Origin of the sequence: Pseudonocardia sp. Ae505_Ps2 (assembly GCF_001932425.1) — a bacterium.
Lineage (GTDB): Bacteria > Actinomycetota > Actinomycetes > Mycobacteriales > Pseudonocardiaceae > Pseudonocardia.
Window position 1 is genome coordinate 797,135 of the sequence record NZ_MCIP01000001.1, and the last position, 24,082, is coordinate 821,216.

At 74.3% G+C, this 24,082-nt stretch carries 20 protein-coding genes; 4 read left to right on the forward strand and 16 right to left on the reverse strand.

The features are described 5' to 3' along the window. Window positions 1-5: 5 nt before the first annotated feature. The 10 genes from Ae505Ps2_RS03635 to Ae505Ps2_RS03680 form a co-directional block, all read right to left on the reverse strand. A complete protein-coding gene (locus Ae505Ps2_RS03635; RefSeq protein WP_075310036.1) occupies window positions 6-2,441 on the reverse strand; it encodes an NADH-quinone oxidoreductase subunit G in 2,436 nt (811 codons plus the stop codon). Beyond that, window positions 2,438-3,787, reverse strand: a complete 1,350-nt coding sequence (gene nuoF, locus Ae505Ps2_RS03640; protein WP_020628047.1) for an NADH-quinone oxidoreductase subunit NuoF — start codon at window positions 3,785-3,787, stop codon at window positions 2,438-2,440. The genes Ae505Ps2_RS03635 and nuoF overlap by 4 nt, the downstream gene beginning before the upstream one ends. A 4-nt stretch (window positions 3,788-3,791) precedes the next feature. Next, the gene (gene nuoE, locus Ae505Ps2_RS03645; RefSeq protein ID WP_020628046.1) at window positions 3,792-4,559 is read right to left on the reverse strand and encodes an NADH-quinone oxidoreductase subunit NuoE; all 768 of its coding nucleotides are present in this window, start codon (window positions 4,557-4,559) and stop codon (window positions 3,792-3,794) included. Then, window positions 4,556-5,902, reverse strand: a complete 1,347-nt coding sequence (locus tag Ae505Ps2_RS03650; RefSeq protein WP_075554166.1) for an NADH-quinone oxidoreductase subunit D — start codon at window positions 5,900-5,902, stop codon at window positions 4,556-4,558. The genes nuoE and Ae505Ps2_RS03650 overlap by 4 nt, the downstream gene beginning before the upstream one ends. Before the next feature lie 29 nt (window positions 5,903-5,931). Continuing rightward, window positions 5,932-6,678 carry an NADH-quinone oxidoreductase subunit C gene (locus tag Ae505Ps2_RS03655; protein ID WP_233147804.1) on the reverse strand — a complete coding sequence of 249 codons (747 nt, stop codon included), beginning with the start codon at window positions 6,676-6,678 and terminating at the stop codon, window positions 5,932-5,934. A gap of 122 nt (window positions 6,679-6,800) precedes the next feature. Next, window positions 6,801-7,508: an NADH-quinone oxidoreductase subunit B gene (locus tag Ae505Ps2_RS03660; protein WP_083695297.1), complete on the reverse strand. Its 708-nt coding sequence runs from the start codon at window positions 7,506-7,508 to the stop codon at window positions 6,801-6,803. Between the two features lie 7 nt (window positions 7,509-7,515). Beyond that, window positions 7,516-7,881: an NADH-quinone oxidoreductase subunit A gene (locus tag Ae505Ps2_RS03665; protein ID WP_020622119.1), complete on the reverse strand. Its 366-nt coding sequence runs from the start codon at window positions 7,879-7,881 to the stop codon at window positions 7,516-7,518. 886 nt (window positions 7,882-8,767) lie between these two features. Further along, window positions 8,768-9,460, reverse strand: a complete 693-nt coding sequence (locus Ae505Ps2_RS03670) for a demethylmenaquinone methyltransferase (RefSeq protein WP_075554167.1) — start codon at window positions 9,458-9,460, stop codon at window positions 8,768-8,770. 29 nt (window positions 9,461-9,489) lie between these two features. Then, the gene (locus Ae505Ps2_RS03675; RefSeq protein ID WP_075310032.1) at window positions 9,490-10,065 is read right to left on the reverse strand and encodes a hypothetical protein; all 576 of its coding nucleotides are present in this window, start codon (window positions 10,063-10,065) and stop codon (window positions 9,490-9,492) included. Window positions 10,066-10,195: 130 nt separating this feature from the next. Then, the gene (locus tag Ae505Ps2_RS03680; protein ID WP_020622122.1) at window positions 10,196-11,356 is read right to left on the reverse strand and encodes a glycosyltransferase family 1 protein; all 1,161 of its coding nucleotides are present in this window, start codon (window positions 11,354-11,356) and stop codon (window positions 10,196-10,198) included. A 167-nt stretch (window positions 11,357-11,523) separates the two neighbouring features. Here Ae505Ps2_RS03680 and Ae505Ps2_RS03685 point away from each other — a divergent pair, with 167 nt between their 5' ends. Further along, a complete protein-coding gene (locus tag Ae505Ps2_RS03685) occupies window positions 11,524-12,366 on the forward strand; it encodes an inositol monophosphatase family protein (protein ID WP_075310028.1) in 843 nt (280 codons plus the stop codon). A gap of 65 nt (window positions 12,367-12,431) precedes the next feature. Here the strand turns inward: Ae505Ps2_RS03685 and Ae505Ps2_RS03690 are convergent, their stop codons facing one another. Next, window positions 12,432-12,926 (reverse strand): DUF3592 domain-containing protein, encoded by a 495-nt coding sequence (locus tag Ae505Ps2_RS03690; RefSeq protein WP_139318916.1) that lies wholly within the window; start codon window positions 12,924-12,926, stop codon window positions 12,432-12,434. A 96-nt stretch (window positions 12,927-13,022) separates the two neighbouring features. On the opposite strand from Ae505Ps2_RS03690, the gene Ae505Ps2_RS03695 reads away from it, so the two are divergent. Continuing rightward, window positions 13,023-14,279, forward strand: coding sequence for an isochorismate synthase (locus Ae505Ps2_RS03695; protein WP_083695299.1), 1,257 nt, complete (start codon window positions 13,023-13,025; stop codon window positions 14,277-14,279). 34 nt (window positions 14,280-14,313) lie between these two features. Here Ae505Ps2_RS03695 and menD read toward each other — a convergent pair whose 3' ends face one another. Beyond that, complete coding sequence (menD, locus tag Ae505Ps2_RS03700) at window positions 14,314-16,002, reverse strand: 2-succinyl-5-enolpyruvyl-6-hydroxy-3-cyclohexene-1-carboxylic-acid synthase (protein ID WP_075553408.1); 1,689 nt, start codon at window positions 16,000-16,002, stop codon at window positions 14,314-14,316. Window positions 16,003-16,329: 327 nt separating this feature from the next. On the opposite strand from menD, the gene Ae505Ps2_RS03705 reads away from it, so the two are divergent. Together Ae505Ps2_RS03705 and Ae505Ps2_RS03710 are read left to right on the forward strand one after the other, a co-directional pair. Next, window positions 16,330-17,064, forward strand: coding sequence for a dienelactone hydrolase family protein (locus Ae505Ps2_RS03705; RefSeq protein WP_075333914.1), 735 nt, complete (start codon window positions 16,330-16,332; stop codon window positions 17,062-17,064). A gap of 20 nt (window positions 17,065-17,084) precedes the next feature. Further along, a complete protein-coding gene (locus Ae505Ps2_RS03710) occupies window positions 17,085-18,731 on the forward strand; it encodes an ABC-F family ATP-binding cassette domain-containing protein (RefSeq protein WP_075310022.1) in 1,647 nt (548 codons plus the stop codon). Between the two features lie 66 nt (window positions 18,732-18,797). Here the strand turns inward: Ae505Ps2_RS03710 and Ae505Ps2_RS03715 are convergent, their stop codons facing one another. The 4 genes from Ae505Ps2_RS03715 to Ae505Ps2_RS03730 form a co-directional block, all read right to left on the reverse strand. Continuing rightward, entirely contained in the window at window positions 18,798-19,115 is a 318-nt protein-coding gene (locus Ae505Ps2_RS03715; protein WP_043279789.1) for an adhesin, read from the reverse strand. A gap of 186 nt (window positions 19,116-19,301) precedes the next feature. Next, on the reverse strand, window positions 19,302-20,126 hold the full coding sequence (locus Ae505Ps2_RS03720) for an aldo/keto reductase (protein WP_075310020.1): 825 nt from the start codon (window positions 20,124-20,126) through the stop codon (window positions 19,302-19,304). A gap of 76 nt (window positions 20,127-20,202) precedes the next feature. Beyond that, entirely contained in the window at window positions 20,203-21,048 is an 846-nt protein-coding gene (locus Ae505Ps2_RS03725) for a patatin-like phospholipase family protein (protein ID WP_075310018.1), read from the reverse strand. An 86-nt stretch (window positions 21,049-21,134) separates the two neighbouring features. After that, complete coding sequence (locus Ae505Ps2_RS03730; RefSeq protein ID WP_233147669.1) at window positions 21,135-24,065, reverse strand: FAD-binding and (Fe-S)-binding domain-containing protein; 2,931 nt, start codon at window positions 24,063-24,065, stop codon at window positions 21,135-21,137. Window positions 24,066-24,082 lie beyond the last annotated feature (17 nt).

Sequence of the window (24,082 nt, forward strand, 5' to 3'; positions counted from 1 at the left end):
CAGGTTCACGACGCGCTTCCGTTCCCGGCCGGACCGACCGTCACGAGGTCACCGTGGCCCACCCCGAGCGTGGGGCGGACGTGCGAGCCGGGCGAGCAGGCCGGCAGCCAGACGACGCCGTCGGGCAGGTCGGTCAGCGCGACCGGCAGGGTGATCGCCCCGTGGTCGGTGCGGACCGTCGCCTCGGCACCCTCGACCAGCGCGAGCCGCTCCGCGGTGGCCGCGTTGACCTTGACGTAGGGCCGCCGCGCCGTGCCGGCGAGCGCGGGCTCGTCGATCTGGAGGCTGCCGTCGTCGATCATCTGGCGGGAGGTGGCGAGGACCGCCTGGCCGTAGCCGGGACGCCGGGGCCGGCCCGCCGTGTGGTCCGGCGCGGCGGCGCCGGGGCGGCGCGAACCGAGCCGCTCCAGCTCCCCCGCCGCGGCGGCCGGGGTCTGGGTGAACAGGTCCGCGTCCATCTCGACGCCGAGGGTGTCGAGCACCCGGCAGTCCGGCAGCACGCCGGTCGCGTCCAGTGCGACGGCGAACTCGCGGCGGCGGCCCTCCCAGTTGACGTAGGCACCGGAGCGCTGGGCGTCCGGGGCGACCGGGAGGACGACGTCGGCGAGCTCGGTGACCGCCGAGGTGTGGATCTCCAGGCTGACCAGGAAACCGACCTCCCGCAGCGCGGTGATCGCCGCCGTCGGGTCGGCCATGTCCTGCGGGTCGACCCCGCCCACCACCAGGGCCGCGAGCGCCCCGCTCGCCGCGGCGGCGAGGATCGCGTCGCCGTCGCGGCCGGGCGTGGCCGGCACGGGGGCACCCCAGACCTGCTCCAGCTCGGCGCGGGCGGCGGCGTCGGTGACGAGCCGGCCGCCGGGCAGCAGGGTGGGCAGCGCGCCCGCCTCGACCGCACCGCGGTCCCCGGCCCGGCGCGGCAGCCAGCCGATCGCCGCGCCGGTGCGGGCGGCGAGCGCGGACACCGCCGAGTACAGGCCCGGCGACTCCGCGGCCCGGTCCCCGACCAGGATCACCGCACCCGGCTGCTCCAGCGCGGCGACGACGTCGGCGCCCGGGTCGGCGACGACCGCGGCCTCCGCGCCGGGCACCGCGTGCAGCACGGTGGCGCCGGTCTTCTCCGCGCCGTAGCTGGTGAACGGACCGACCTGGAAGTGACGCAGGCCCTTCTTCCGGTACGCCTTGCGCAGGCGGAGGAAGACGATGCCCGACTCCTCCTCCGGGTCGGTGCCGACGGTGAGCACGGCCGGGGCGTTCTCGATCGCGGTGAACGTGACCGAGTCCTCGGGCGTCCCACCGACGACGTGCGCGGCGAGGAACTCCAGCTCCTCGTCCGAGTGCGGCCGGGCACGGAAGTCGATGTCGTTGGTGCCGGCGACGACGCGGGCGAACTTGGCGTAGGCGTAGGCGTCCTCGACGGTCAGCCGTCCCCCGGGCAGGACGCCGATCCCACCGGCCGAGCGGGCCGCGAGCAGCCCCTCCGCGGCGACGGCCAGCGCCTCGGTCCAGGAGGCCTCGGTCAGGGTGCCGTCCGCGCGCCGGACCAGCGGCCGGGTGATGCGGCCCTGGCTACCGGTGTAGCGGAAGGCGAACCGGCCCTTGTCGCAGAGCCACTCCTCGTTGACCTCCGGGTCGTTGCCGGCGAGGCGGCGCAGCACGGTCCCGCGCCGGGAGTCGGTGCGCATCGAGCAGCCGGAGCTGCAGTGCTCGCAGGTCCCCGCGGTCGAGCGCAGGTCGAACGGGCGCGACCGGAACCGGTAGGCGGCACTGGTCAGCGCGCCGACCGGGCAGATCTGGATCGTGTTGCCCGAGAAGTAGGACTGGAACGGCTGGTCCTCGGCGATCCCGATCTGCTGCTTCGCCCCGCGCTCGAGCAGGTCGATGAACGGGTCGCCGGCGATCTCCTCGGAGAAGCGCGTGCAGCGCTGACAGAGCACGCAGCGCTCGCGGTCGAGCAGCACCTGGCTGGAGATCGGCAGCGGCTTCGGGAAGGTCCGCTTCTTCTCCACGAACCGCGAGTCCGCCCGACCGTGCGCCATCGCCTGGTTCTGCAGCGGGCACTCGCCGCCCTTGTCGCAGATCGGACAGTCCAGCGGGTGGTTGATGAGCAGCAGCTCCATCACACCCTGCTGCGCCTTGTCCGCCCGCTCGGAGGTGGCTTGCGTCTTCACCACCATCCCGTCGGCGACGGTCATGGTGCAGCTGGCCTGCGGCTTCGGCATCGGCCGGCCGCCCATCTCCACCTCGACCAGGCACTGGCGGCAGGCGCCGGCCGGATCGAGGAGCGGGTGGTCGCAGAACCGCGGGATCACGATGCCGAGGCGCTCGCAGGTGCGGATCAGCAGCTCGCCCTTGGGGGCGTCGACGACCTGGCCGTCGATGGTGAGGCGGACGTGGCCCTCGGGGACGGGTGTCTCCGTCGTCTTCTCGGGAGAGAGGGTCATGCGGTGGCTCCCGTGAGCTCGGCCAGCTGCTCCGGGCGGTCCACATCGGGCTGCTCCGCGATGAGGTCCAGGAACTCCTGGCGGAAGTACTTGATGGCGCTGGTGATGGGGCTCGTCGCGCCGTCGCCGAGGGCGCAGAAGGAGCGGCCGAGGATGTTGTCGCAGACGTCGAGCAGGGTGTCGATGTCGGTCGAGGTGCCCTCGCCACGCACCATCCGCTGCAGCACCTGGACCAGCCAGTAGGTGCCCTCGCGGCACGGGGTGCACTTGCCGCAACTCTCGTGCTTGTAGAACTCGGTCCACTTCATGACCGCCCACGGCACCGAGACGGTCTCGTTGAAGACCTGCACCGCGGTCGTCCCCAGCATGGAGCCGGCCTCAGCGGCGCCCTCGAAGTCCAGCGGGACGTCGAGGTGCTCGGCGGTGAACAGCGGTGTCGACGAGCCGCCCGGGGTCCAGAACTTCAGCGGGACCCCGTCCTTCATCCCGCCGGCGAGCTCGAGGAGCTCTCGCAGCGTGATGCCGAGCGGCGCCTCGTACTGGCCGGGCCGCTCGACGTGCCCGGAGACCGAGTAGATCTTCGGGCCGGGCGACTTCTCCCGGCCCATCGAGCGGAACCAGGCCGCGCCGCCGTTGACGATGGCGGGGACGCTGGCGATGGTCTCGACGTTGTTGACGACGGTCGGGCAGGCGTAGAGCCCGGCGGTCGCCGGGAACGGCGGCTTGAGCCGGGGCTGTCCGCGACGACCCTCGAGCGAGTCGAGCAGCGCCGTCTCCTCGCCGCAGATGTAGGCGCCCGCGCCGGCGTGCACCACGATCTCCAGGTCGAACCCGGAGCCGAGGATGTCGCGCCCGAGGTAGCCCTTCGCCTTCGCCTCGCGGACGGCGGCGCGCAGCCTGCGGATGCAGTGCAGCGCCTCGCCGCGGACGTAGATCGCGCAGAAGTTCGCGCGGATCGCGTAGCTGGTGACGATGCAGCCCTCGATGAGGGCGTGCGGGTCGGCCATCATCGTCGGGATGTCCTTGCAGGTACCCGGCTCGCCCTCGTCGGCGTTGATGACCAGGTACTTCGGCTTCGCGCCGGGCCCCTTGCCGCTGCCGTCGTCCTGCGGGATGAACCCCCACTTCATGCCGGTGGGGAACCCGGCACCGCCGCGGCCGCGCAGCCCGGAGTCCTTGACCAGCTGGATGAGCTGGTCGGGGTGGGCGGCGAACGCGGTCCGCAGGGAGGTGTAGCCCTCCAGCTGCTCGTAGGTGTCGATCGACCAGGACCGCGGCGACAGCCAGCGCCTGGTCAGGACGGGTGTGATCGGGTCCGGCTTGCGCACGGGCTCGGTGGTGCTCATGCGATCACTTCTTCTCCGGTAGCGCGGGCATCGCCGGCGGCTCGTCGGGCAGCGCCGGAGCGGTCCAGCCGTTCTCCTGGGCCATCCGGGCCCCGCGCACCGACTCGATCGCGCCGGACGGACCCTCGACACGGGCCGTCGTGTCGACGCCTCCGGCGTCGTCGGTGAAACCGGCCAGCTCCAGCTCGACGGTCCGCAGGTCGGTCAGCGGCGCGCCGCGGGTGGGCTGCGGGCGCTCACCGCGACGCAGTGCCTCGACGAGCTCCACAGCGGACTCGACGGTCTGGTTGTCGAAGTACTCGTAGTTGACCTGCAGCACCGGGGCGAGGTCGCAGGCCGCGAGGCACTCGGCGTGCTCGAGGGTGATCGATCCGGTGGTGCCGGGCTCCCCCGCGGTCTCCTCGTGGCCCAGCGGGCGGTCCTCGGTGCCCAGCTGCGTGCGCAGGCGGGCGTAGATGTCGTCGCCGCCCAGCGCCGCGCACAGGGTGTTGGTGCAGACGCTGACCAGGTGCTCGCCGCAGGGGGAGCGCTTGTACATCGTGTAGAACGTCGCGACCGCGGACACCTCGGCCGTGGTGAGCCCGAGGGCCTCGGCGCAGTAGCGGACGCCGTCCGGGCTGACGTAGCCCTCGACCGACTGCACCAGGTGCAGCAGCGGTAGCAGCGCCGACCGGGACTCCGGGTAGAGGGAGATGATCTCCGCCGTGCGCTGCCGGGTCAGCTCGTCGAAGACCGGCGAGACCGGGCTCTTCTCCTGCGGGGGGACCGTCATCGGTCGCAACCTCCCATCACGGGGTCGATCGAGGCGACGGCCGCGATGACGTCGGCGACCTGGCCGCCCTCGCTCATCGCGGGCATCGTCTGCAGGTTCACGAAGCTGGGGTCGCGGACGTGGATGCGGACCGGGCGGGTGCCGCCGTCGGACACCGCGTGCACCGCGAGCTCGCCGCGCGGGGACTCGACGACCGCGTAGGCCTGCCCCGGCGGGACGTGGAACCCCTCGGTGACCAGCTTGAAGTGGTGGATCAACGACTCCATCGACTGACCCATGATCTTGCGGACGTGCTCGAGGGTGTTGCCCATGCCGTCGCTGCCGATCGACAGCTGCGCGGGCCAGGCGACCTTCGGGTCGTCGACCATGACGCGGCCCGGCCCCAGCTCGTCGAGCTTGGTCACCGCCTGCTCCATGATCTTGAGCGACTCGTGGATCTCGGCGACGCGCATCCGGTAGCGGGCGAAGCAGTCGGCCTCGGTGGCCGTCGGGACCTCGAAGTCGTACTGGTCGTACACCGAGTACGGCATGTGCTTGCGCAGGTCCCAGGCGAGCCCGGCCGAACGCAGGATCGGGCCGGACGCGCCGAGGGCCAGACAGCCGTCGACGGGCAGATAGCCCACGCCCTCCAGGCGCTGGCGCCAGATCGGCTGCCCGGTGAGCAGCCGGTCGTAGTCGGGCAGCCGGGAGTTCATGACCTTCAGGAAGTCGCGGACCTTGTCCTGCCAGCCCTCGGGCATGTCCTGGGCCAGCCCGCCGGGCCGGATGAACGCGTGGTTCATCCGCAGGCCGGTGAGGAACTCCAGCAGGTGGAGCACCTCCTCGCGCTCCCGGAAGCCGGAGGTCATACCGGTCAGCGCGCCCAGCTCCATGCCGCCGGTGGCCAGCGCGACGAGGTGCGAGCCGATCCGGTTCAGCTCCCAGAGCAGCACCCGCAGGTGCTCGGCCCGCTGCGGGACCTCGACGCCCAGCAGCTTCTCGACGGCCATGCAGTAGGCGCCCTCGTTGAACAGCGGGGACAGGTAGTCCGCGCGGGTCACGAAGGTGACGCCCTGGGTCCAGGTCCGGTACTCGCAGTTCTTCTCGATACCGGTGTGCAGGTAGCCGATGACCGCGCGGCCCTGGGTGACGGTCTCGCCCTCCAGCTCCAGGACCAGGCGCAGCACCCCGTGCGTCGACGGGTGCTGCGGGCCCATGTTGATGACGATCCGGTCGTCGTGCTCGACCTCGAGCAGGTCGTCCCAGTCGCCGCCGGTGACGGTGTAGACCGTGCCCTCGGTGGTCTCCCGGCCGGGCGCGGCGTACGGGTCGGTGCCCGTGGTGGGGTCCGCGTCGGTGCCGATGCTCGTTCCGCGTGCGCTGCTCTCGGTGGTCACGAGTAGGCCCTCCGCTCGTCGGGCGGGGGGATCTCCGCGCCCTTGTACTCCACGGGGATGCCGCCCAGCGGGTAGCTCTTGCGCTGGGGGTGGCCGTCCCAGTCGTCCGGCATGAGGATCCGGGTCAGCGCGGGGTGGCCGTCGAAGACGACGCCGTACATGTCCCAGGTCTCGCGCTCGTGCCAGTCGGCCGTCGGGTAGACGTCGACGACGCTGGACACGGTGGGCGGGTTCGCAGCGTCTCCGATGTCGAGGGCGACCTCCAGGCGCACCCGGCGCCGGTAGGTCATCGACAGCAGGTGGTAGACGACGTGCAGCGGTCGGTCGACCGGCGCACCGTCCGGCGCCGAGTAGTCCACACCGGACACCCCGGAGCAGAACTCGAAGCGCAGGCCCGGGTCGTCGCGCAGGGTGCGGGCGACCTCGTGCAGCCGGGCGGGCTCGACGTAGAGGGTCATCTCGTCGCGGTCGATCGTGACCTGCTCGATCGCCGAACGCGGGATGCTGCGTTCGTCGAGGGCCGCGCCGAGCTCGTCGGCGAACTCGTCGAACCAGCCGCCGAAGGGCCGCTCGGCCGGTGCCGGGGCCCAGCCGGGCAGGCGCAGTCCGCCGTAGCCGGAGGTGTCGCCGGAGCCGCGGACGCCGAACATGCCCGAGCGCGTGCGGGTCTCGGTCATCTTCTGGGCGGGGCGGGCCCCGCCCAGCGCGTCGGACGGGGTGGCCGCGTCCTCGGGGCCGGCCAGGTCGCCGGGGGCCTCGCCGCCCGCCGCCCGCTGCTGCTCGGCCGCGGCGCCGCTCTCCTGCGACGACGAGTGCGCGCCGCCGGTGGGCTCGGTCCCGTCCTTGGAGGTGCCGGTCGGCTCGGTCACGTCGCGTCACCTCCGCGGGCGGCGTCGGCCAGCGACGGCAGCTCCATGGTCTCCCCCGGCGCGAGCGCGTTCGGGGCCGGCTTGGGCTGCGAGCCCGGCTCCAGGTAGTTCGGGACGTCGGGGGTGTGCGTGGTCTTCAGCGCGCCGAGCCGCTTGTGCTTCGGCGCGTACTTGACCGACGACGGCACCATCGGCGTCCGGTACCCGGACTCGGCGAGCTCGGCGGCCCGCTTCGGGCCGAGCGGCTCGTCCATGATCTTGGCGTGGATCTTGAGGATCGCGTCGATCAGCATCTCCGGCCGCGGCGGACAGCCGGGCAGGTACATGTCGACCGGCACGACGTGGTCCACGCCCTGGACGATCGCGTAGTTGTTGAACATGCCGCCGGAGCTGGCGCAGACGCCCATGGCCAGGACCCAGCGCGGCTCGGGCATCTGGTCGTAGATCTGGCGCAGGACCGGCGCCATCTTGTTGCTCACCCGGCCCGCGACGATCATCAGGTCCGCCTGGCGCGGCGAGGCCCGGAAGACCTCCATGCCGAAGCGGGCGAGGTCGTAGCGCGGGGCGCCGGTGGTCATCATCTCGATGGCGCAGCAGGCCAGGCCGAACGTGGCGGGCCAGAGCGACGACTTCCGGGTCCAGTTGACCAGCTTCTCGACATTGGTCAGCAGGACGCCGCTGGGCAGGTTCTCCTCGAGTCCCATGACGGCCTCAGCTCCACTCGAGCCCGCCGCGACGCCACTCATAGGCGTACGCGAAGGCGATCGTGGCGATGTAGAGCGTGATGGCCACGAACCCGAAGACGCCGACCGCATCGGCGACGACGGCGTACGGGTACATGAACACCAGCTCGATGTCGAACAGGATGAACAGCATCGCCGTGAGGTAGTAGGCGACCGGCACCCGACCGCCACCGACGACCGGCTGCGGCGAGGGCTCGATACCGCACTCGTAGGAGTCCAGCTTGGCCCGGTTGAACCGGCGCGGACCGATCAGCGGCGCGGACGCGACCGAGAACAGCGCGAAGCCCGCCGCCAACACGAACAGCAGGACGAGCGGGAGATAGGGATCGAGCATTCCTACACCTTCGTTGTCGCGGCGCCACCGTCGTTGGTGGTGATCGACGAGCCGGTCGCGGCGACCCTATGTCCGGCCCCCTGTGACCAAGAACCCAGGCGAGCCTTACCTGGCACGGGGTGCAGGTCACATGTGATCCGCATCCGTGCAGGTCGGCGCGCTGCGGGCCGCGTGACCCCCACCGCCCTTGTGAAAAAGTTCACGAACTGCGCGAGCAGTGTAGGACGGTGCCGCGGTGATCGCGTGGGCGGATCGGGCGATGCTCGGGGAGTCCTTGCGGCGCAACGGGGCTCGACGCGGTGTCACCGGGTGGTGACGATCGGTCCGCCCGGCCCGACAAGCCCCGGGGCGCCCCGCCGCGGCCCGGACCCGGACCCGGACCCGGACCCGGACCCGGCCCCGGCCCCGGCCCCGGCCCCGGCCCCGACGCCCTACTACCGCGGTATTCGCTTACCCGGTAAGCGAATACCGGTCCCCTCCCCTGCCGGGTTCCTCGTCGCGGCTCCTCGTCGGGAGGGCGGATCGAGCACGTCCGTCCCACGAGGTCCAGGGGAGATCCGGGGGGCGCGATTCCGTGACGCGGCGCGGTGGAGAGTCGGCCTACCTCGGACCGGGCCCTGGAGCCAAGGGAGTGTCGGGAGAACTCGCTTACCTGGTAAGCGAATCCGTAGGTCCCGGTCCTCAGAACCCGGCGTCCAGGGGGGATCCCAGCTCCAGGGGCCGGCCTGCAGAGGGCCGGCCTGCAGAGGGCGGGACGGCAGAGCGCGGGACGGCAGAGCGCGGGACGGCGAGGCGGAGCGGGAACGGCGCGGCGGGGCGGGGCGGGGCGAGACGGGGCGAAACGGCGGGGCGGGGCGGGGCGAAACGGCGGGCAGGACCGGCGGGGTCAGGCCGGCTTGTACGCCCGGTGCAGCGCGACGGCTCCGAAGGTCAGGTTCCGCCAGGCGGGGCGCTCCCAGCCTGCGTCGGCGATCTTGGCGGCGAGCGAGGGCTGGTCGGGCCAGTCCCGGATCGACTCGGCCAGGTACAGGTAGGCCTCGGGGTTCGACGAGACCGTCCGGGCGATCGCCGGGAGGGCGTGACCGAGGACCGCGTTCTGGTAGAGCACGCGGAAGGGGGCCCAGGTCGGCGTCGAGAACTCGCAGACGACCAGGCGGCCTCCGGGGCGGGTCACGCGGGCCATCTCGTGCAGGCCGGCGACGGTGTCGTTCACGTTGCGCAGGCCGAAAGAGATGGTCACGGCGTCGAAGCTGCCGTCGGCGAAGGGCAGGTGCAGCGCGTCGGCGGCGACCTTCGGGACGTCCCGGCGGGCACCGGCCCGCAGCATGCCGAGGGAGAAGTCCGCGGCGACGCACCAGGCACCGTCCTTCGCCAGCTCGACGGTCGAGACCGCGGTGCCCGCGGCGAGGTCGAGGACCTTCTCTCCCGGGCGGAGCCCGAGGGCACGGCGGGTCTGGATCCGCCAGTAGCGGTCCTGGCCGCCCGACAGCGCGGTGTTGGTCAGGTCGTAGCGCCGGGCGACGCCGTCGAACATGCGGGCGACGTCGGTCGGGTTCTTGTCGAGCTCGGCGCGGGACACGGACACAGCTTAGGCGACCCGGCAGACCCTCACCGCTGACCGAACTGCTCGCGCAGCACCTCGCGCAGGCCCCTCAGGTACTCCGCGCGCACCCGGGCGGCGACGCCGGCCCACTCGGCCGACGGCGTGGCCACCCCGGTGCCGTCGCCGGTGAGGGCGCCCATGCCGTGCAGGGCGATCCAGCGGTGGTCGTAGTCGTGGGGCGCCGCCCGGTCCCAGGCGACGGCGCGGATCGCGGCGCGGCGGACCCGGGCCGGGTCGGCGAAGGCCCACCGGTTCACCGGCTCGCCGAACCGGTCGCGCAACACCGCCAGCGCCTGGGCCGCGGTGGTGTCGGTGCAGCGGCAGGCGTCGTAGCGGGCCCGCAGCTGGCCCGCGTAGAACCAGCGGGCGGCCTCGGCCATCTCGCCGTCGGCGACGAGGTTCTCCGACAGGGCGAACAGCACCGGCGGCATCTGCCGGTGCGGGGCGTCGAGGACCTCGGCGCGGGCGGCGGACCGGACCGTGGGCGCGGGGTCGAGGAGGTGGGACATCAGGCGGACGGCGGCGGAGGTGTCGACCGTGGCGAGCTCGCCACGGGGCGCGACGACGACGGTGCGGCTCATGGACCCACCGTCGCCGACCTGCCGTGGCCCCGGATCCGCACGACTACGGAGCCGGCCCGATCGGGCTGAGATGATCAGGCCGACGATCGGGCTAAGAACGATCAGGCTGAGAACGATCAGGCCGCGACGATCAGGCCGCGACGCGCTCCGGCGCCGCAGCGCGGAGCACCTCGCCGTAGTGGGCGAGCAGCTCGTCGCCGACCGCGGTCCAGGTGCGGCGCAGCACCGACTGGCGGGCGGCCAGGCCGAACTCCCGGTTGCGCTGCGGCTCGCACAGCGCCGCGACCGCGGCGACCAGCTCACGGTCGGCGGCGTCGGTGGCCGGGTCGCCGGGCGCTCCGCCGTCCGGACGGGGCGCCACGAGGTAGCCGGTGCGGTCGGGCAGCACGAGGTCGCGCGGGCCGCCCGCGTCGGGTGCCACGACCGGGACGCCCGAGGCGAGCGCCTCCTGCACGGCCTGGCAGAACGTCTCGGCCTGTCCGGTGTGGACGAATACGTCGAGGCTCGCGTAGATCTGCGCGAGCTCGTCGCCGCCGCGGTGCCCGAGGAACGCCGCCGACGGCAGCCGCTCGCGCAACCCGTCGGCGCTGGGGCCGTCGCCGACGACGACCAGCCGCGTCCCGGGCAGCTCACCCAGCACGGCGAGCCGCTCGACCTGCTTCTCCGGGGCGAGGCGGCCGACGAACCCGATGAGCCGCTCGCCGTTCGGGGCCAGCCGGCCGCGCAGTGCGTCGCTGCGCCGCGACGGGGTGAACCGGCGGGTGTCGACGCCGCGCGCCCACTGGTGCACCCGCGGGACACCGCGCTCGCGCAGCGCCCCGGTCGCCCAGCTCGACGGTGCGAGGGTCCGGTCGGCCATGCCGTGCAGCCGGCAGGTCCAGCGCCACGCGGCCCGCGCGGTCAGCCCGAGCCCGTAGGCGGAGGCGAACCCGGCGACGTCGGTCTGGTAGATCGCGACCGTCGGCACGCCGAGGCGCCGCGCCGCCGCCAGCCCCCGCGCCCCGACGACGAACGGCGCCGCCAGGTGCACCACGTCGGGCCGGAACCGGCGCAGCGCGGTCAGGATCCGCCTGCTGGGCACACCGACCGGCATCGAGTTCACCACCGGCAGCTCGACGGCCGGGATCCGCACGACCGGGATCCCCTCGTGGGAGTCCGGCTCGCCGGTACCCGGCGCGATCACCACGACGTCGTGACCCCCTGCCCGCAGGTGCTCGCACACCCGCAGCACCGAGTTGGTGACGCCGTTGACCACCGGCAGGAAGCATTCCGAGACGATTGCGACGCGCACGGCCGGAACGGTGACGGGGTCGGGACAGCGGGTCGGGTCCCTGGCGTGATCAACCACCCAACCCTGGGAGAACATCGGGTGGGCGGGTCACGAGTTGGCGCGTCCGGCACAAGGTGGACACCCGCGCGTCGTCGCCGGGACATCACCCGCCCGGACACTCGGGTCGCATGACGGCCGTGCCCCACACCCCGCCACACACGGTGCCACCCCTGGTGCCGTCCCCCCGGCCGGTGGACCCGGCACTGCTCTCCCGTGCCCTCGAGACCGCGGGCCGGCTGGCCAACGACGCCGCCGAGGTGATCACCGCGACGCTGGGTCGCGAGCACACCGGTTCCCTCGACGCCTCCGCCAAGGCCAACCCCTTCGACTGGGTCACCGACACCGACCGCACCCTGGAGCGGCACACCCGCCGGGTGCTGGCCGCGGAGTTCCCCGGCTGCCCGGTCGTCGGCGAGGAGTTCGGCGCCGACGCCGGTGCCGACACCGCGCCGCTGCGCTGGGTCGTCGACCCGGTCGACGGGACCGCGAACTACGTCGCGGGCCTGCCCTGGTGCGCCTACAGCCTGGCCCTGGTCGACCGCGACGGCCCGGCCGTGGGCGTCGTCGCCGACCCTGGCCGGGGGCAGATCTACGCCGCCGCCCGCGGGCGCGGCTTCCGGGCCAACGGCGTGCCGGTGCCGGAGCGGCGCACCGCCCGGGTCGCCGGGTCGCTCATCTGCGCCGAGGATCCCGAGCCCGGGTTCGTCGAGCGCGCCCGCGCCGCGCACGTCGGCGTGCGGGTGCTCGGCTCCGCCGCGCTGGCGATCACCCAGGTCGCGCTCGGCAACGCCGTCGCCGCGGTGCTGACCCGCTACCACGAGTGGGACATCGCCGGGGCGCTCTGCCTGGCCACCGAGGCCGGCGCGCTGGTGCTGGGCCGCGACGGCCGGTCGACGCCGCTGCCCGAGGGCGGGCTGCTCGTCGTGGCGCCGCAGGTCGTCGCCGAGGTCGGGGCGCTCTGGCGGGGCTGAAGCACGACATCGCCGCCCACCGCCCGACACAGTCGGGCGGCGCGGGCCGGGTCGGGCCGGCGGCCTCAGACGGTGCCGGTGCGGGCCCGGCGGCGGCGCAGCCACACGTACAGCGGCCCGAGGAGGACCCAGCCGCCCGCGATCAGCCCGGCGATCGGGAGGATCCCGTCGACGGCGGTGCGACCCGCGACACGCACGTGCGTCGGGTCGGCGGTGTCGTACTCCACGTAGATGTTCTCGCCCGGGGTGAGCCCGACCGGGTAGGAGATGCCCGCGGCCGGGGTCTGCAGCCGGCCCTCGTCGTCGACGAAGCTGACCAGGGTGCGCCAGTAGTCCGAGCCCGGCAGGACGGTCGCGGCGGTGGTGCCGCGGTTGCCGTCGATCGCCGCGTCCTCCAGGAACGCGCCGCCCAGCGCCACCAGCGCGACCAGCGTCCACACCAGCGCGACGACCAGGACGATCTCGGGCAGGTGGTACCGCGTCCGGCGGAGCAGCCGGGCCGCGACGGCCGAGGTCTCGGTCAGCACATCGCCGGTGGGACGGCCGCTCGGACTGGTCACGGGACCCGATTCTAGGAGCGCCCCGGCACTCGGGTGTGTCCGGTGCCTCGCCCCCTCACGCCAGCCTCCCGGGCGGAGGTTGCCTACTCTCGAAGGGTGACCGTCGCACCGGCCAGCACCGCGTTGCGCGTCCGGACACGCCCCCTGCGACTCGACGGGCGGCTGCTGGACGCGCTGCCCGCCGACGCCGGGGCGCTGTCCTGGGTGCGCGACGGCGAGGGCGTGGTCGGCTGGGGCGAGGTCGCCCGGTTCACCGCGTCGGGGCCCGAGCGCTTCGCCGAGGCCGACCGCTGGTGGCGCCGTGTGGTCGACCGGCTCGACGCCGGCGCCGGCTACGACGACGTCCGCCTCCCCGGCACCGGCGCCCTCGCGTTCGCCTCGTTCACCTTCGCCGACGGCTGCCCGGGCTCGGTGCTCGTCGTCCCGCGGGTGATCGTGGGACGGCGCGGGCACCGCGCCTGGATCACCGAGATCACCACCGCCGACGCCCCGGAGACTCCCGGCAGGCTGCCGGTCCCGTCGCCGGTGCGTCCCAGCGGACGGCTGCGCTACGCCGACGGCCAGGTCTCCGCGCACCGGTACCGGGCCGCCGTCGCCTCGGCGGTCGGGCGGATGCGCGACGGGGAGCTGGAGAAGGTGGTGCTCGCGCACGACCTGCTCGCCGTCGCCGACCGCCCGCTGGATCCACGGTTCCTGCTCCGCGGGCTGGCCCGGCGCTACCCGACGTGCTGGAGCTACGCGGTCGACGGCCTGGTCGGTGCCACCCCCGAGCTGCTGCTGCGGCTGCGCGGGCGCACCGTGGAGTCGCGGGTGCTGGCCGGCACGATGTGGCCCGGGTCCGGACCGGACGCCGACACCGCGGGCGCGCTGATCGGCTCGTCGAAGGACCGCCGCGAGCACACCTACGCCGTGGACTCCCTCGCCGAGTCGCTGCGCCCGCTGGTGGCCGAGCTGCACGTACCGGACGCGCCGACGGTGCTCACCCTCCCGAACGTCTCGCACCTGTCCAGCGACGTGCACGCCCGCCTCGACCCGTCCCGGCCCGCGTCGCTGCTGACACTGGTCGGCGCCGTGCACCCGACCGCCGCCGTCGGCGGCACCCCGACCCCGGACGCGACGGCGCTGATCTCCGAGATCGAGGGTCTCGACCGCGGCCGCTACGCGGGCCCGGTCGGCTGGGTCGACGCCGAGGGCACCGGCGAGATGGGCATCGCGCTGCGCTGCGCGGAGCTGCAGGGACGCACGGCACGGCTGTTCGCCGGGTGCGGGATCGTCGCCGACTCCGATCCCGACGGCGAGGTGCGCGAGGCCGCCGCCAAGATGCGCGCGGTCCGCGAGTCCCTGGAGGGCTGAGCCCCGACCGGCCGCAACCGCGGGCCCGGAGGGCTCAGTCGAGCGCTGCGGCGAGCGTGCGGCGGAGCCCGGCGTGCGCGTCGCGCAGCCCGTCGCGGCGCGCCGCGACCCGGACCAGCCGCCGTCCCGAACCCGGCCGGGCCGCGAGTTCGCATGCGTCGCCGCCCCAGTCGGTCGCCGCCCAGCCCGCCGCCCGGGCCAGCGCGACGACGTCCACCCCGGTCGGCGTGCCGAAGACCCGCTCGAAGGCGTGGGCGTGCGCCGGGCCGCCCTGTTCGAGCAGGTGGAAGATGCCGCCGCCGTCGTCGTCGAGGACGGTGACGGTCAGGTCCGGGGACGGCTCCCCCGGTCCGACGACCAGCCCGGTGGTGTCGTGCAGCAGCGTGAGGTCGCCGAGCAGCAGCGCCGTCGGGCCCGGGTGCGCGAGCGCGGCGCCGAGGGCCGTCGACACCGTCCCGTCGATGCCCGCGACGCCGCGGTTGGACCGCACGGTGAGCCCGGGGCGGGGCACGGCGGCCAACGCGACGTCGCGCACCGGGTTCGACGAGCCGAGGACGAGCTGCCCGCCGTCGGGCTGGGCGGCGACCAGGTCGCGGGCCAGCCGCAGGCCGGGCGCACCCGCGGCGGTGCCGTCGTCGAGCGCGGCGTCGAGGGACGTGGCCGCGACCTGGTCCGCGTCGCGCCAGGACCGCACCCAGTCCTCGGGCGGGGACAGCGCGGGCAGCGCGCCGACGGCCCGGACCGTGCCGGCGACGTCGGTCCAGGGAGCGCCGTCCGGGCCGGGGTCGGCGAACACCGCCACCGACGGGTCGGCCAGCAGCGCGGCGACCCCCCGGTGCAGGGTGGGCCTGCCGAGCACGACGACCTGGGCGGGGCGCAGCCCGGGGCGGCCGAGCAGCCACGGGCCGGTGCGCAGCGCGTGCGGCCACCAGCGCGAGGACGGCTCCGCGACCAGCGGGGCCCCGCCGAGCAGCGAGGGGTCCGGCGCGGGCCCGCCCGCCCCGGCGACGACGAGCGTGCGCGCCCCAGGGTCCAGTTCCAGCGGCGGCAGCGTGCGGACCGGGCGGGACACCGCGGTCCACGGCGCGCCACCGGGGCGCCCGGCGGGCAGGTCCGCGCCCGGCGGACCGGCGTCGTGCTGCCCGGTGCCCGGCCCGGCCGGGTCGTCGTCGGGCACGAGCGGGTCGGTGTAGGGCAGGTCCAGGTGCACCGGGCCGGGGGCACCCGCGCCGGCACCGGTGGCCGCGGCGAGCATCCGCGCGACGACCGCGCGCCAGCGCCGCGCCTCCGGCTCGGTGCTGCCCAGCGGCACCGGCAGCGCGCCGGCCCAGCGCACCGCACCGCCGTACAGACCGGACTGGTCCACGGTCTGGCTGGCGCCGGTGCCGACCAGCTCCGGCGGCCGGTCCGCGGTCAGGACCAGCAGCGGGACCCCCGAGTGCGACGCCTCCAGCACCGCGGGGTGCAGGTTCGCCACCGCCGTCCCGGACGTGACGACGACCGGGACCGGGCGGCCCGACGCCAGCGACAGGCCGAGCGCGAGGAAGCCCGCGGCACGCTCGTCGATGCGCACGTGCAGCCGGACCGTGCCGCACGCGTCGGCCCGGGCCAGCGCGAACGCGGGTGGTGCGTTGCGGGATCCGGGGCACAGGACCGCGTCGGTGACACCGGCTCGCGCCAGCTCGTCGACGAGGACGCGCGCCTGCGCGGTCGAGCCGTTCACCCCATCACCCCTCGCGACGACGGTACCGGCGCGGTGACCGCGGTCCGCACCAGGCCGGTACCGATCCGGCCGGAACCGGTGAAATCGCCCCACGAGGGCCCTACCGTGACGCAGGCGCAGAAGTCCGTCGATGGGGAGGGACCGTGTCCGAGCCCGGCAGGCCGGAACACCGCGGGTCCCGGGCGACCAGGACCGCGCCGCCCGGGGACCTGATCCGGTACGTACCGCCCGAACCGCGTCGCGCCCCGGCGGGACGCGGTTCGCCGGGCGTAGAACGGGGGCGTAGAACGGGGTCGACCCGTCGCTCACCCCCGGGAGGCCGGAGACGTGCCACGCACCGACTTCACGATCAGCACCCCCGACGGCGACGCCGCCGCCGTCCTGCACACCCCCGACGGCGACGGCCCGTGGCCGGGCGTGCTCCTCTACCCCGACGCCGGCGGTGTCCGGCCGGCCATCCACGACATGGCCGCACACCTGGCGTCGCTGGGCTACGCGGTGCTGCTGCCCGACGTCTACCACCGGCACGGCGACTGGGCCCCGTTCGACTTCGCCACCGTGTTCTCCGACCAGCCCGAGCGGGAACGGCTGATGGGCATGGTGCGGTCGCTGACGCCCGAGCTCGTGGCGGTCGACGCCGAGGCCTGGGTGACCGCGCTGCTGGCGCGCCCCGAGGTCCACGGCAGGGCGGTCGGCACCACCGGCTACTGCATGGGCGGGGTGATGAGCCTGCGCACCGCGGCGACCCAGCCGGAGCGGGTCGCGGCCGCGGCGTCGTTCCACGGCGGCAACCTCGCCACCGACGACCCGACCAGCGTGCACCGACTCGCCGACCGCATCCGGGCCGAGGTGTACGTGGCCGGCGCGACCGACGACTCCTCCTTCCCCGACGAGCAGAAGCAGCGCCTCGCCGACGCGTTCTCCGCCGCCGGGGTGTCGGCGACCCTGGAGACCTACCCGGCCGCGCACGGTTTCGCGGTGCCGGACGCCCCCACCCACGACGACGACGCCGAGCAGCGGCACTGGGAGGCCCTGCACCGCCTCTTCGGGGCGAACCTGTAGGGGTAGCGTCTGCGCTCGACATGAGCGCGACCCTTCACGTGACGGGCCTGGCCGCGGGCCACGGCGACCGCCCCCTGTTCTCCGGGCTGGACCTCGTCGTCGCACCCGGCGACGTCATCGGGCTGGTCGGTGCCAACGGCGCCGGCAAGTCCACCCTGCTGACGGTGCTGGCCGGCTCGCGGCCCGCGGACGACGGGTCGCTGACGCTGGCCCCGCCCGACGCGACCGTCGGGCACCTGCCGCAGGAGCCCGACCGGCGTCCTGGGGAGACGGTCGCCGGGTTCCTGGCGCGCCGGACCGGCGTCGCCGACGCGCAGGCGACGATGGACGCCGAGGCGGAGGGGCTGGCGTCGGGCACCCCCGGCGCCGACGACCGCTACGCCGCCGCGCTGGACCGCTGGCTGGCCCTCGGTGGCGCCGACCTCGACGAGCGCTCCGGGGAGGTGCTGCGCGAGGTGGGCCTGGCCGTCGGTCCGGACGCCCCGATGACCGGGCTGTCCGGTGGGCAGGCGGCGCGGGCGAACCTCGCCGCGCTGCTGCTGTCCCGCTACGACCTGCTGCTCCTCGACGAGCCCACCAACGACCTCGACCTCGACGGCCTGGAGCGGCTGGAGCGGTTCGTGGGCGGCCTCGCCCGGCAGGGCACGCCGACCGTGCTGGTCAGCCACGACCGGGAGTTCCTGGCACGCACGGTGAACCGGATCGTCGAGCTGGACCTGGTCCAGCAGCGGATCGACGTCTACGACGGCGGTTACGAGTCCTACCTCGCCGAGCGCGAGGTGGCCCGGCGGCACGCCCGCGAGGACTACGAGGAGTACGCAGGGAAGCTCGGGTCCCTCCAGCAGCGCGCCGTCATGCAGCGCAACTGGATGGCCCAGGGCGTGCGCAACGCCCGGCGCAAGACGAAGGACCCGGACAAGAACGTCCGCGCGCAGCGCCAGGAGTCCAGCGAGAAGCAGGCCGCGAAGGCCCGGCAGACCGAGCGGGCGATCGAGCGGCTGGAGGTGGTGGAGGAGCCCCGCAAGGAGTGGGAGCTGCGGATGGAGATCGCCTCCGCGCCCCGGTCCGGGTCGGTCGTCGCGCGGGCCGACGCCGCCGCCGTGCGCCGCGGTGACTTCGCGTTCGGCCCGGCCACCGTGCAGGTGGGCTGGGCGGACCGGGTCGTCGTCACCGGTGCGAACGGGGCGGGCAAGTCGACGCTGCTCGGGCTGTTGCTGGGGCGGATCACCCCGGACTCGGGTTCGGCCGGTCTCGGCTCGGGGGTGCTGGTCGGCGAGATCGACCAGGCCCGCGGGGCCTTCCTCGGGGAGGCGACGCTGCTGCGCGCCTTCGGCGAGCAGGTGCCGGACTGGCCGGAGTCCGAGGTGCGGACGCTGCTCGCGAAGTTCTCCCTGGGCGCCGACCAGGTGCTGCGGACGGCGGCGTCGCTGTCGCCCGGTGAGCGGACCCGCGCCGCGCTGGCGCTGCTCCAGGCACGCGGGGTGAACCTGCTGGTGCTCGACGAGCCGACCAACCACCTCGACCTGCCCGCCATCGAGCAGCTGGAACGGGCGGTCGAGGAGTTCGACGGGACCGTCCTGCTGGTGACCCACGACCGGCGGATGCTCGACACGGTGCGCGCCACCCGCCGCTGGGACGTGCGCGACGGGACCGTCACCGAACTCTGAGTCGCTCCGGGACGACCGTGGCCCCACCGGTGTCCGGTGGGGCCACGACGCGCGGTCGGGGTGGGGTCAGGCCTGCGGGGCGTCCGCAGCATCGGGCTGCTCGACGATTGCGAAGCGCAGCTCCTGCTCGCCCTGCTCGGTCGCCACGGGCTGGACGTCGAGGACCTTGTCGTCCAGCAGCTGGGCCGCGGCCGGCTCGAGGAAGACGGTGATGCCCTCCCCTCGCAGCACGGTGTCCTGCGCGTCGCCCGCCTGCGCGAGGGCCAGCTCCAGCCCCTGCGCCGGGTCCGGCGCGGAGATGCGCAGGCCCCCGTCCTCGGGCAGCTCGGCGTCGGTGCTCAGGGTCTTGATCGCCTCGGCGGCGTTCTCGGTGATCGCCAACATCGTCCCCACCGTACGGACGTGTGCGCCCACGTCCACCGGGTCGCCCCGGGGCGGGCCCCCGTCGGGTGACGACCGGCGCCGTGCCCACCGGAAACATCCGGAGTGACACGCGTCACCCTCCCCGTCACGACGACGGCCCGGCGCCCCTGCGCGAGGGTGCCGGGCCGTGGTGTCGCGGGGCGCGGATCAGCCGAAGTCGTCGGGGTCCGGGCCGATGCGCTTGCCGGTGTGGAGCTTCTCCACCGCGGCGATGTCGTCCTCGCTCAGCGCGAAGTCGAAGATCTCGAAGTTCTCCTTGATGCGCTCCGGGTTGTTCGACTTCGGGAACACGATGTTCCCGAGCTGGATGTGCCAGCGGAGCACGACCTGCGCGGCCGACTTGCCGACCCGCTGGGCGATCTCCGTCAGCTCGGGCGCCTCGAGCAGTCCCTTGCCCTGGCCGATCGGGCTCCACGCCTCCAGCGCGATGTCGTGCTGCTGGAGGTACTCGCGCAGCTCGCGCTGCACCAGGCGCGGGTGGAACTCGATCTGGTTGACCGCCGGGACCGTGGAGGTCTCCTTCGCCAGCCGGTCGAGGTGGTCGGTCTGGAAGTTCGAGACGCCGATGGACAGCGCCTTGCCCGCCTTCTGCGCGTCCTCGAGGCCCTGCCAGGTCTCGACGTAGCGGTCCTGCTTCGGCTGCGGCCAGTGGATCAGGTAGAGGTCCACGTGGTCGAGGCCGAGCTTGGTGAGGCTCTCGTCGAGCTTGCGGACCGCGGCCTCGCGGCTGTGCCCGTCGTTGTTCAGCTTGGTGGTGATCCACAGCTCGTCGCGCGGGATGCCGGAGTCGGCGACGGCCTTGCCGACGCCCTCCTCGTTGCCGTACATCTGCGCGGTGTCGATGTGCCGGTAGCCGAGGTCCAGGGCCGCCTTGACCTTGTCCGCGGTGTCACCGGGCTCGATCTGGAAGACACCGAAACCCAGCTGCGAGATCTGCCGGCCGTCGTTCAGCTTGATCGTGGGAACAGTCATGTCCGTCGGCTACCCGCACCGGCGCACGCTCATACCGGCCCGTGGGATCCGTCTCTGGCGGGAATGCGGGCCCGGCTCAGCGCCAGACCCGTGCGACCTCGGCGGCGACGTCCGCCGCCTGCGCCCGGCCGGCCCGCGCCGACGCGGGGCGGCGGGCCGGGTCGAGGGGGTTGCGCCCGAACGCCCGGCGCGAACGCCGGTCGGGCTCGACGACGGCGACCCGGGCCAGCGCGCCGAGCGCCTCGGCCTGCACCCGCGGTGTCCCGGCCCCACCGAGCCCCAGGGAGAGCGGCGCGATGACGACGACCCGGCCGTACCCGGCGGCGAGGTCGGCGTTGGCGGCCGAGCGGGCCCCGCCGTCGATCCAGCGGGTGCCCGCGGCCGTGACCGGCGGCCAGACGCCGGGCACCGCGCAGCTGGCGGCGACCGCGGTGGCGAGCTCGACGCCGTCGTCACGGCCGAAGGCCCGGAACGCGCCGGTGTGGGCGTCGACGGCGGTCACCCGCAGGTCCCGGTCGGCAGGCCAGTCGGCGCCGTCCAGCCGGGACCGGATCACCGCGATCCGATCCGCCTCCGGCACCGTCTCGGCGTCGAGGGCGAGGCGGCCGATCCGGGCCCGCACCCGGGTCGCGTCGCGCGGGCCGGCGAGCGCGGCGAGACCGTAGCGGACCGCGAGCCGCAGCCCGAGGGTCGCGGCGATCTCCCCGGACGGCGGGGCGAGCTGGGTCTGCGCGAGCGCGGCCGGGTCACGCCCGACCGCCAGGTTGGCGCCCACCACCGACCCCGCCGAGGTCCCGACGACGAGGTCGGCGTCCCGCAGGTCGACGCCGTCGGCGAGGAGCCCGGCCAGCAGCCCGTACATCCAGGCGATGCCGGTCAGCCCGCCGCCGCCCAGCACCAGCGCCCGTCGGTCGTCGGACATGGGTCCTCCTCGTCGGCGCCCTGCATGATCACCACGGGTGAGGGGTCCGGTTCCGGATCCGGCACCGGGCCCCTCACTCCCGACGATCACCCTCGCAGGGCGCGGTACGCGATCTGGGCCAGGTGCACCGGCTCCCGTTCGCCGGCCTGGCGGACCTGGGTGCGGCAGGAGTAGCCGTCGGCCAGCAGGGCCACGGACTCGTCGGCGGCCCGGACCGCGGGCAGCAGGGCCCGCTCGGCACACGCCATCGAGACGTCGTAGTGGCCGTCCTCGAAGCCGAAGTTGCCGGCCAGACCGCAGCAGCCGGAGTCGAGCACGGTGGCGTCGACGCCGAGTGCCGCGAGCACCGCGCGGTCGGGCTGGGAGCCCAGCTCGGCGTGCTGGTGGCAGTGGATCTGCACCAGCGCCGCGCCGTTGCCCTCGCCCGCGACGGCGGACAGCTCGTCGGCATGCCGGGCCAGCAGCTCGGCGAAGGTCGACACCTGGTTCTTCAGGGCCTTCACCCGGGGCTCGTCGGGCAGGAGCTCGGCGGCGTCGCTGCGCAGCGCCGCGGTGCAGGACGGCTCCAGCCCGACGACCGGGATCCCGGCGTCGAGCGCCGGGCCGATCGCGCGCAGGCTGCGCGCCAGCACCCGGCGGGCCGCGGTGACCTGGCCGGTGGAGGTCCAGGTCAGGCCGCAGCAGACGTTGCGCGGGGGCAGCTCCACCCGGTACCCGAGCCCGGTCAGCACCGCGACGGCATCGGCGGCGATCTCCGGGTCGAAGTGGTCGGTGAAGGTGTCGGTCCACAGCAGCAGCGGGCCGCGGCTGCCGGGCGGAACACCGAGGTCCGGCACCGTCGACATGGGCAGCCCGCGGGCGGCCTGGGCGGTGTAGGTCTCCCGGGCGATCGGCGGGATGGCGCGGCGGGCGTCGATGCCACCCGCCTTCTTCGCGACCTTCGCCAGGAACGGGACCTGCGCGAGCCGGTTCAGCCCGTCGACGGCCGCGGCCGGCAGCACCCCGACCGCGCGCAGCCAGCGCGGGAGCGCACCCATCGAGTAGTGCGTGCGCGGGCGCAGCTTCCGGTGGTAGCGGTTCGCGAGGAACTCGGTCTTGTACGAGGCCATGTCGACCCCGACCGGGCAGTCGGACTTGCAGCCCTTGCAGGACAGGCACAGGTCGAGCGACTCGGCGACCTCGTCGGACTGCCAGCCGTCGGTGATGATCTCGCCGTTCGCCATCTCGAACAGCAGCCGGGCGCGGCCGCGGGTGGAGTGCTTCTCCTCCTTGGTCACGTTCCAGCTGGGGCACATCACCCCGGAGCCGGTGTCGACGGCGCACTTGCCGACACCCAGGCAGCGCCGGGTCGCCCGGTGGAAGCTGCCGCGGTCGTGGCCGAAGGCCAGCTTCGGCTCGTCCGGCATGGTGGGCATGCCGAGCTGGACGCGCAGGTTCTCGTCCATCGTCGCCGGGCGCACGACGCGACCCGGGTTCATCCGGTCGTCCGGGTCCCAGATCCCCTTGAAGTCCTCGAAGGCGGTGATGATCTGCGGCGGGTACATCCGCGGGAGAAGCTCGGCGCGGGCCTGGCCGTCGCCGTGCTCGCCGGACAGCGACCCGCCGTGCGCGACGACGAGGTCCGCGGCCGCGATCATGAAGTCGCGGAAGTTCTGCACACCGGGCTTGGTGAGCAGGTCGAAGTCGATCCGCACGTGCAGGCAGCCGTCGCCGAAGTGGCCGTAGTAGATGCCCTTGCGGCCGTGGGACTCCAGGACCTTGTCGAACTCGCGCAGGTAGGCGCCGAAGCGCTCCGGCGGGACGGCGGCGTCCTCCCAGCCGGGCCAGGCCTCGCCGCCCTCGGGCGAGCGGGTCAGCAGCCCGGCGCCCTCCTCTCGGACCTTCCACAGCGCGGCCATCTGCTTCGGCTCACCGACGACGACGGCGCCGGTCGTGTAGGCCTTCATCGCGTCGACGACGGCCTGCGCGGCGGCCTCGGCCTCGGCGCGGGTGGCGCCGCCGGTCTCGACGTAGAGCCAGCCCTTGCCCTCGGGCAGCATCCGGCTGGTCGTCTCGTCGGGGCGCAGCGCCCGCAGCGAGGCGATCAGCCCGGCGTCCATGCCCTCGATGGTCAGCGGCTTCTGCTCGCGGACGATCATCACGTTGTCCGCGGCATGGTAGGCGTCCGGGAAGCCGAGCACGGCCAGCGCACGGGCGGGCGGGGACTCGACCAGGTCGACGGTCGCGGACAGGATCGTCGCGCAGGTCCCCTCGGTGCCGACCAGTGCCTTCGCCAGGTTCACGTTCCCCGGCACGAGCTGGTCGAGGTTGTAGCCCGACACCCGCCGGGTCAGCTCGGGCACGTGCTTCTCGACGTCGCCGGCGACCCTCGTCCCGAGTGCGCGCAGCGCGTCCGGGATCGCGCCGGTCTCGGTGCCCTCGCCGCCGAGGACGATCCGCTCACCGCGGTAGGTGAGGACCTCCAGCTCGCGGACGTTGTCGACGGTCTTGCCCCAGGCCACCGAGTGCGAGCCGCAGGCGTTGTTGCCGATCATGCCGCCGATCGAGCAGCGGTTGTGCGTCGACGGGTCCGGGCCGAACGTCAGCCCGTGCGGCTTGCCGGCGTCGCGCACGGCGTCGCAGACGGCGCCGGGCTGCACGGTCGCGGTGCGGGCGTCGGGGTCCACGGACAGGATCGCGTCCATGTGCGTGCGGAAGTCCATCGCGACCGCGGTGTTGACGGCCTGGCCCGCGATGGAGGTGCGGGACCCGACCGGCATGACCGGGACGTCGTGCGCGCGGCACACGGCCATGGCGGCCTCGACGTCGGCGGCGTCGCGCGGGGCGATCACGCCGATCGGGACGCCCCGGTAGTTCGAGGCGTCCGCCGACCACATCGCACGGCTGCCCGCGTCGAACCGGACCTCCCCGCCGATGGCGGCACGCAGGTCGTTCTCCAGGGCGCGGTACGCGGTGGTCGAACGCGATCCGCCTTCGCTCCTCGCGGTGGTGGGACGCGCGGCGCTGTCGGTGGTCACGGGGCTCCTCTCGGCAC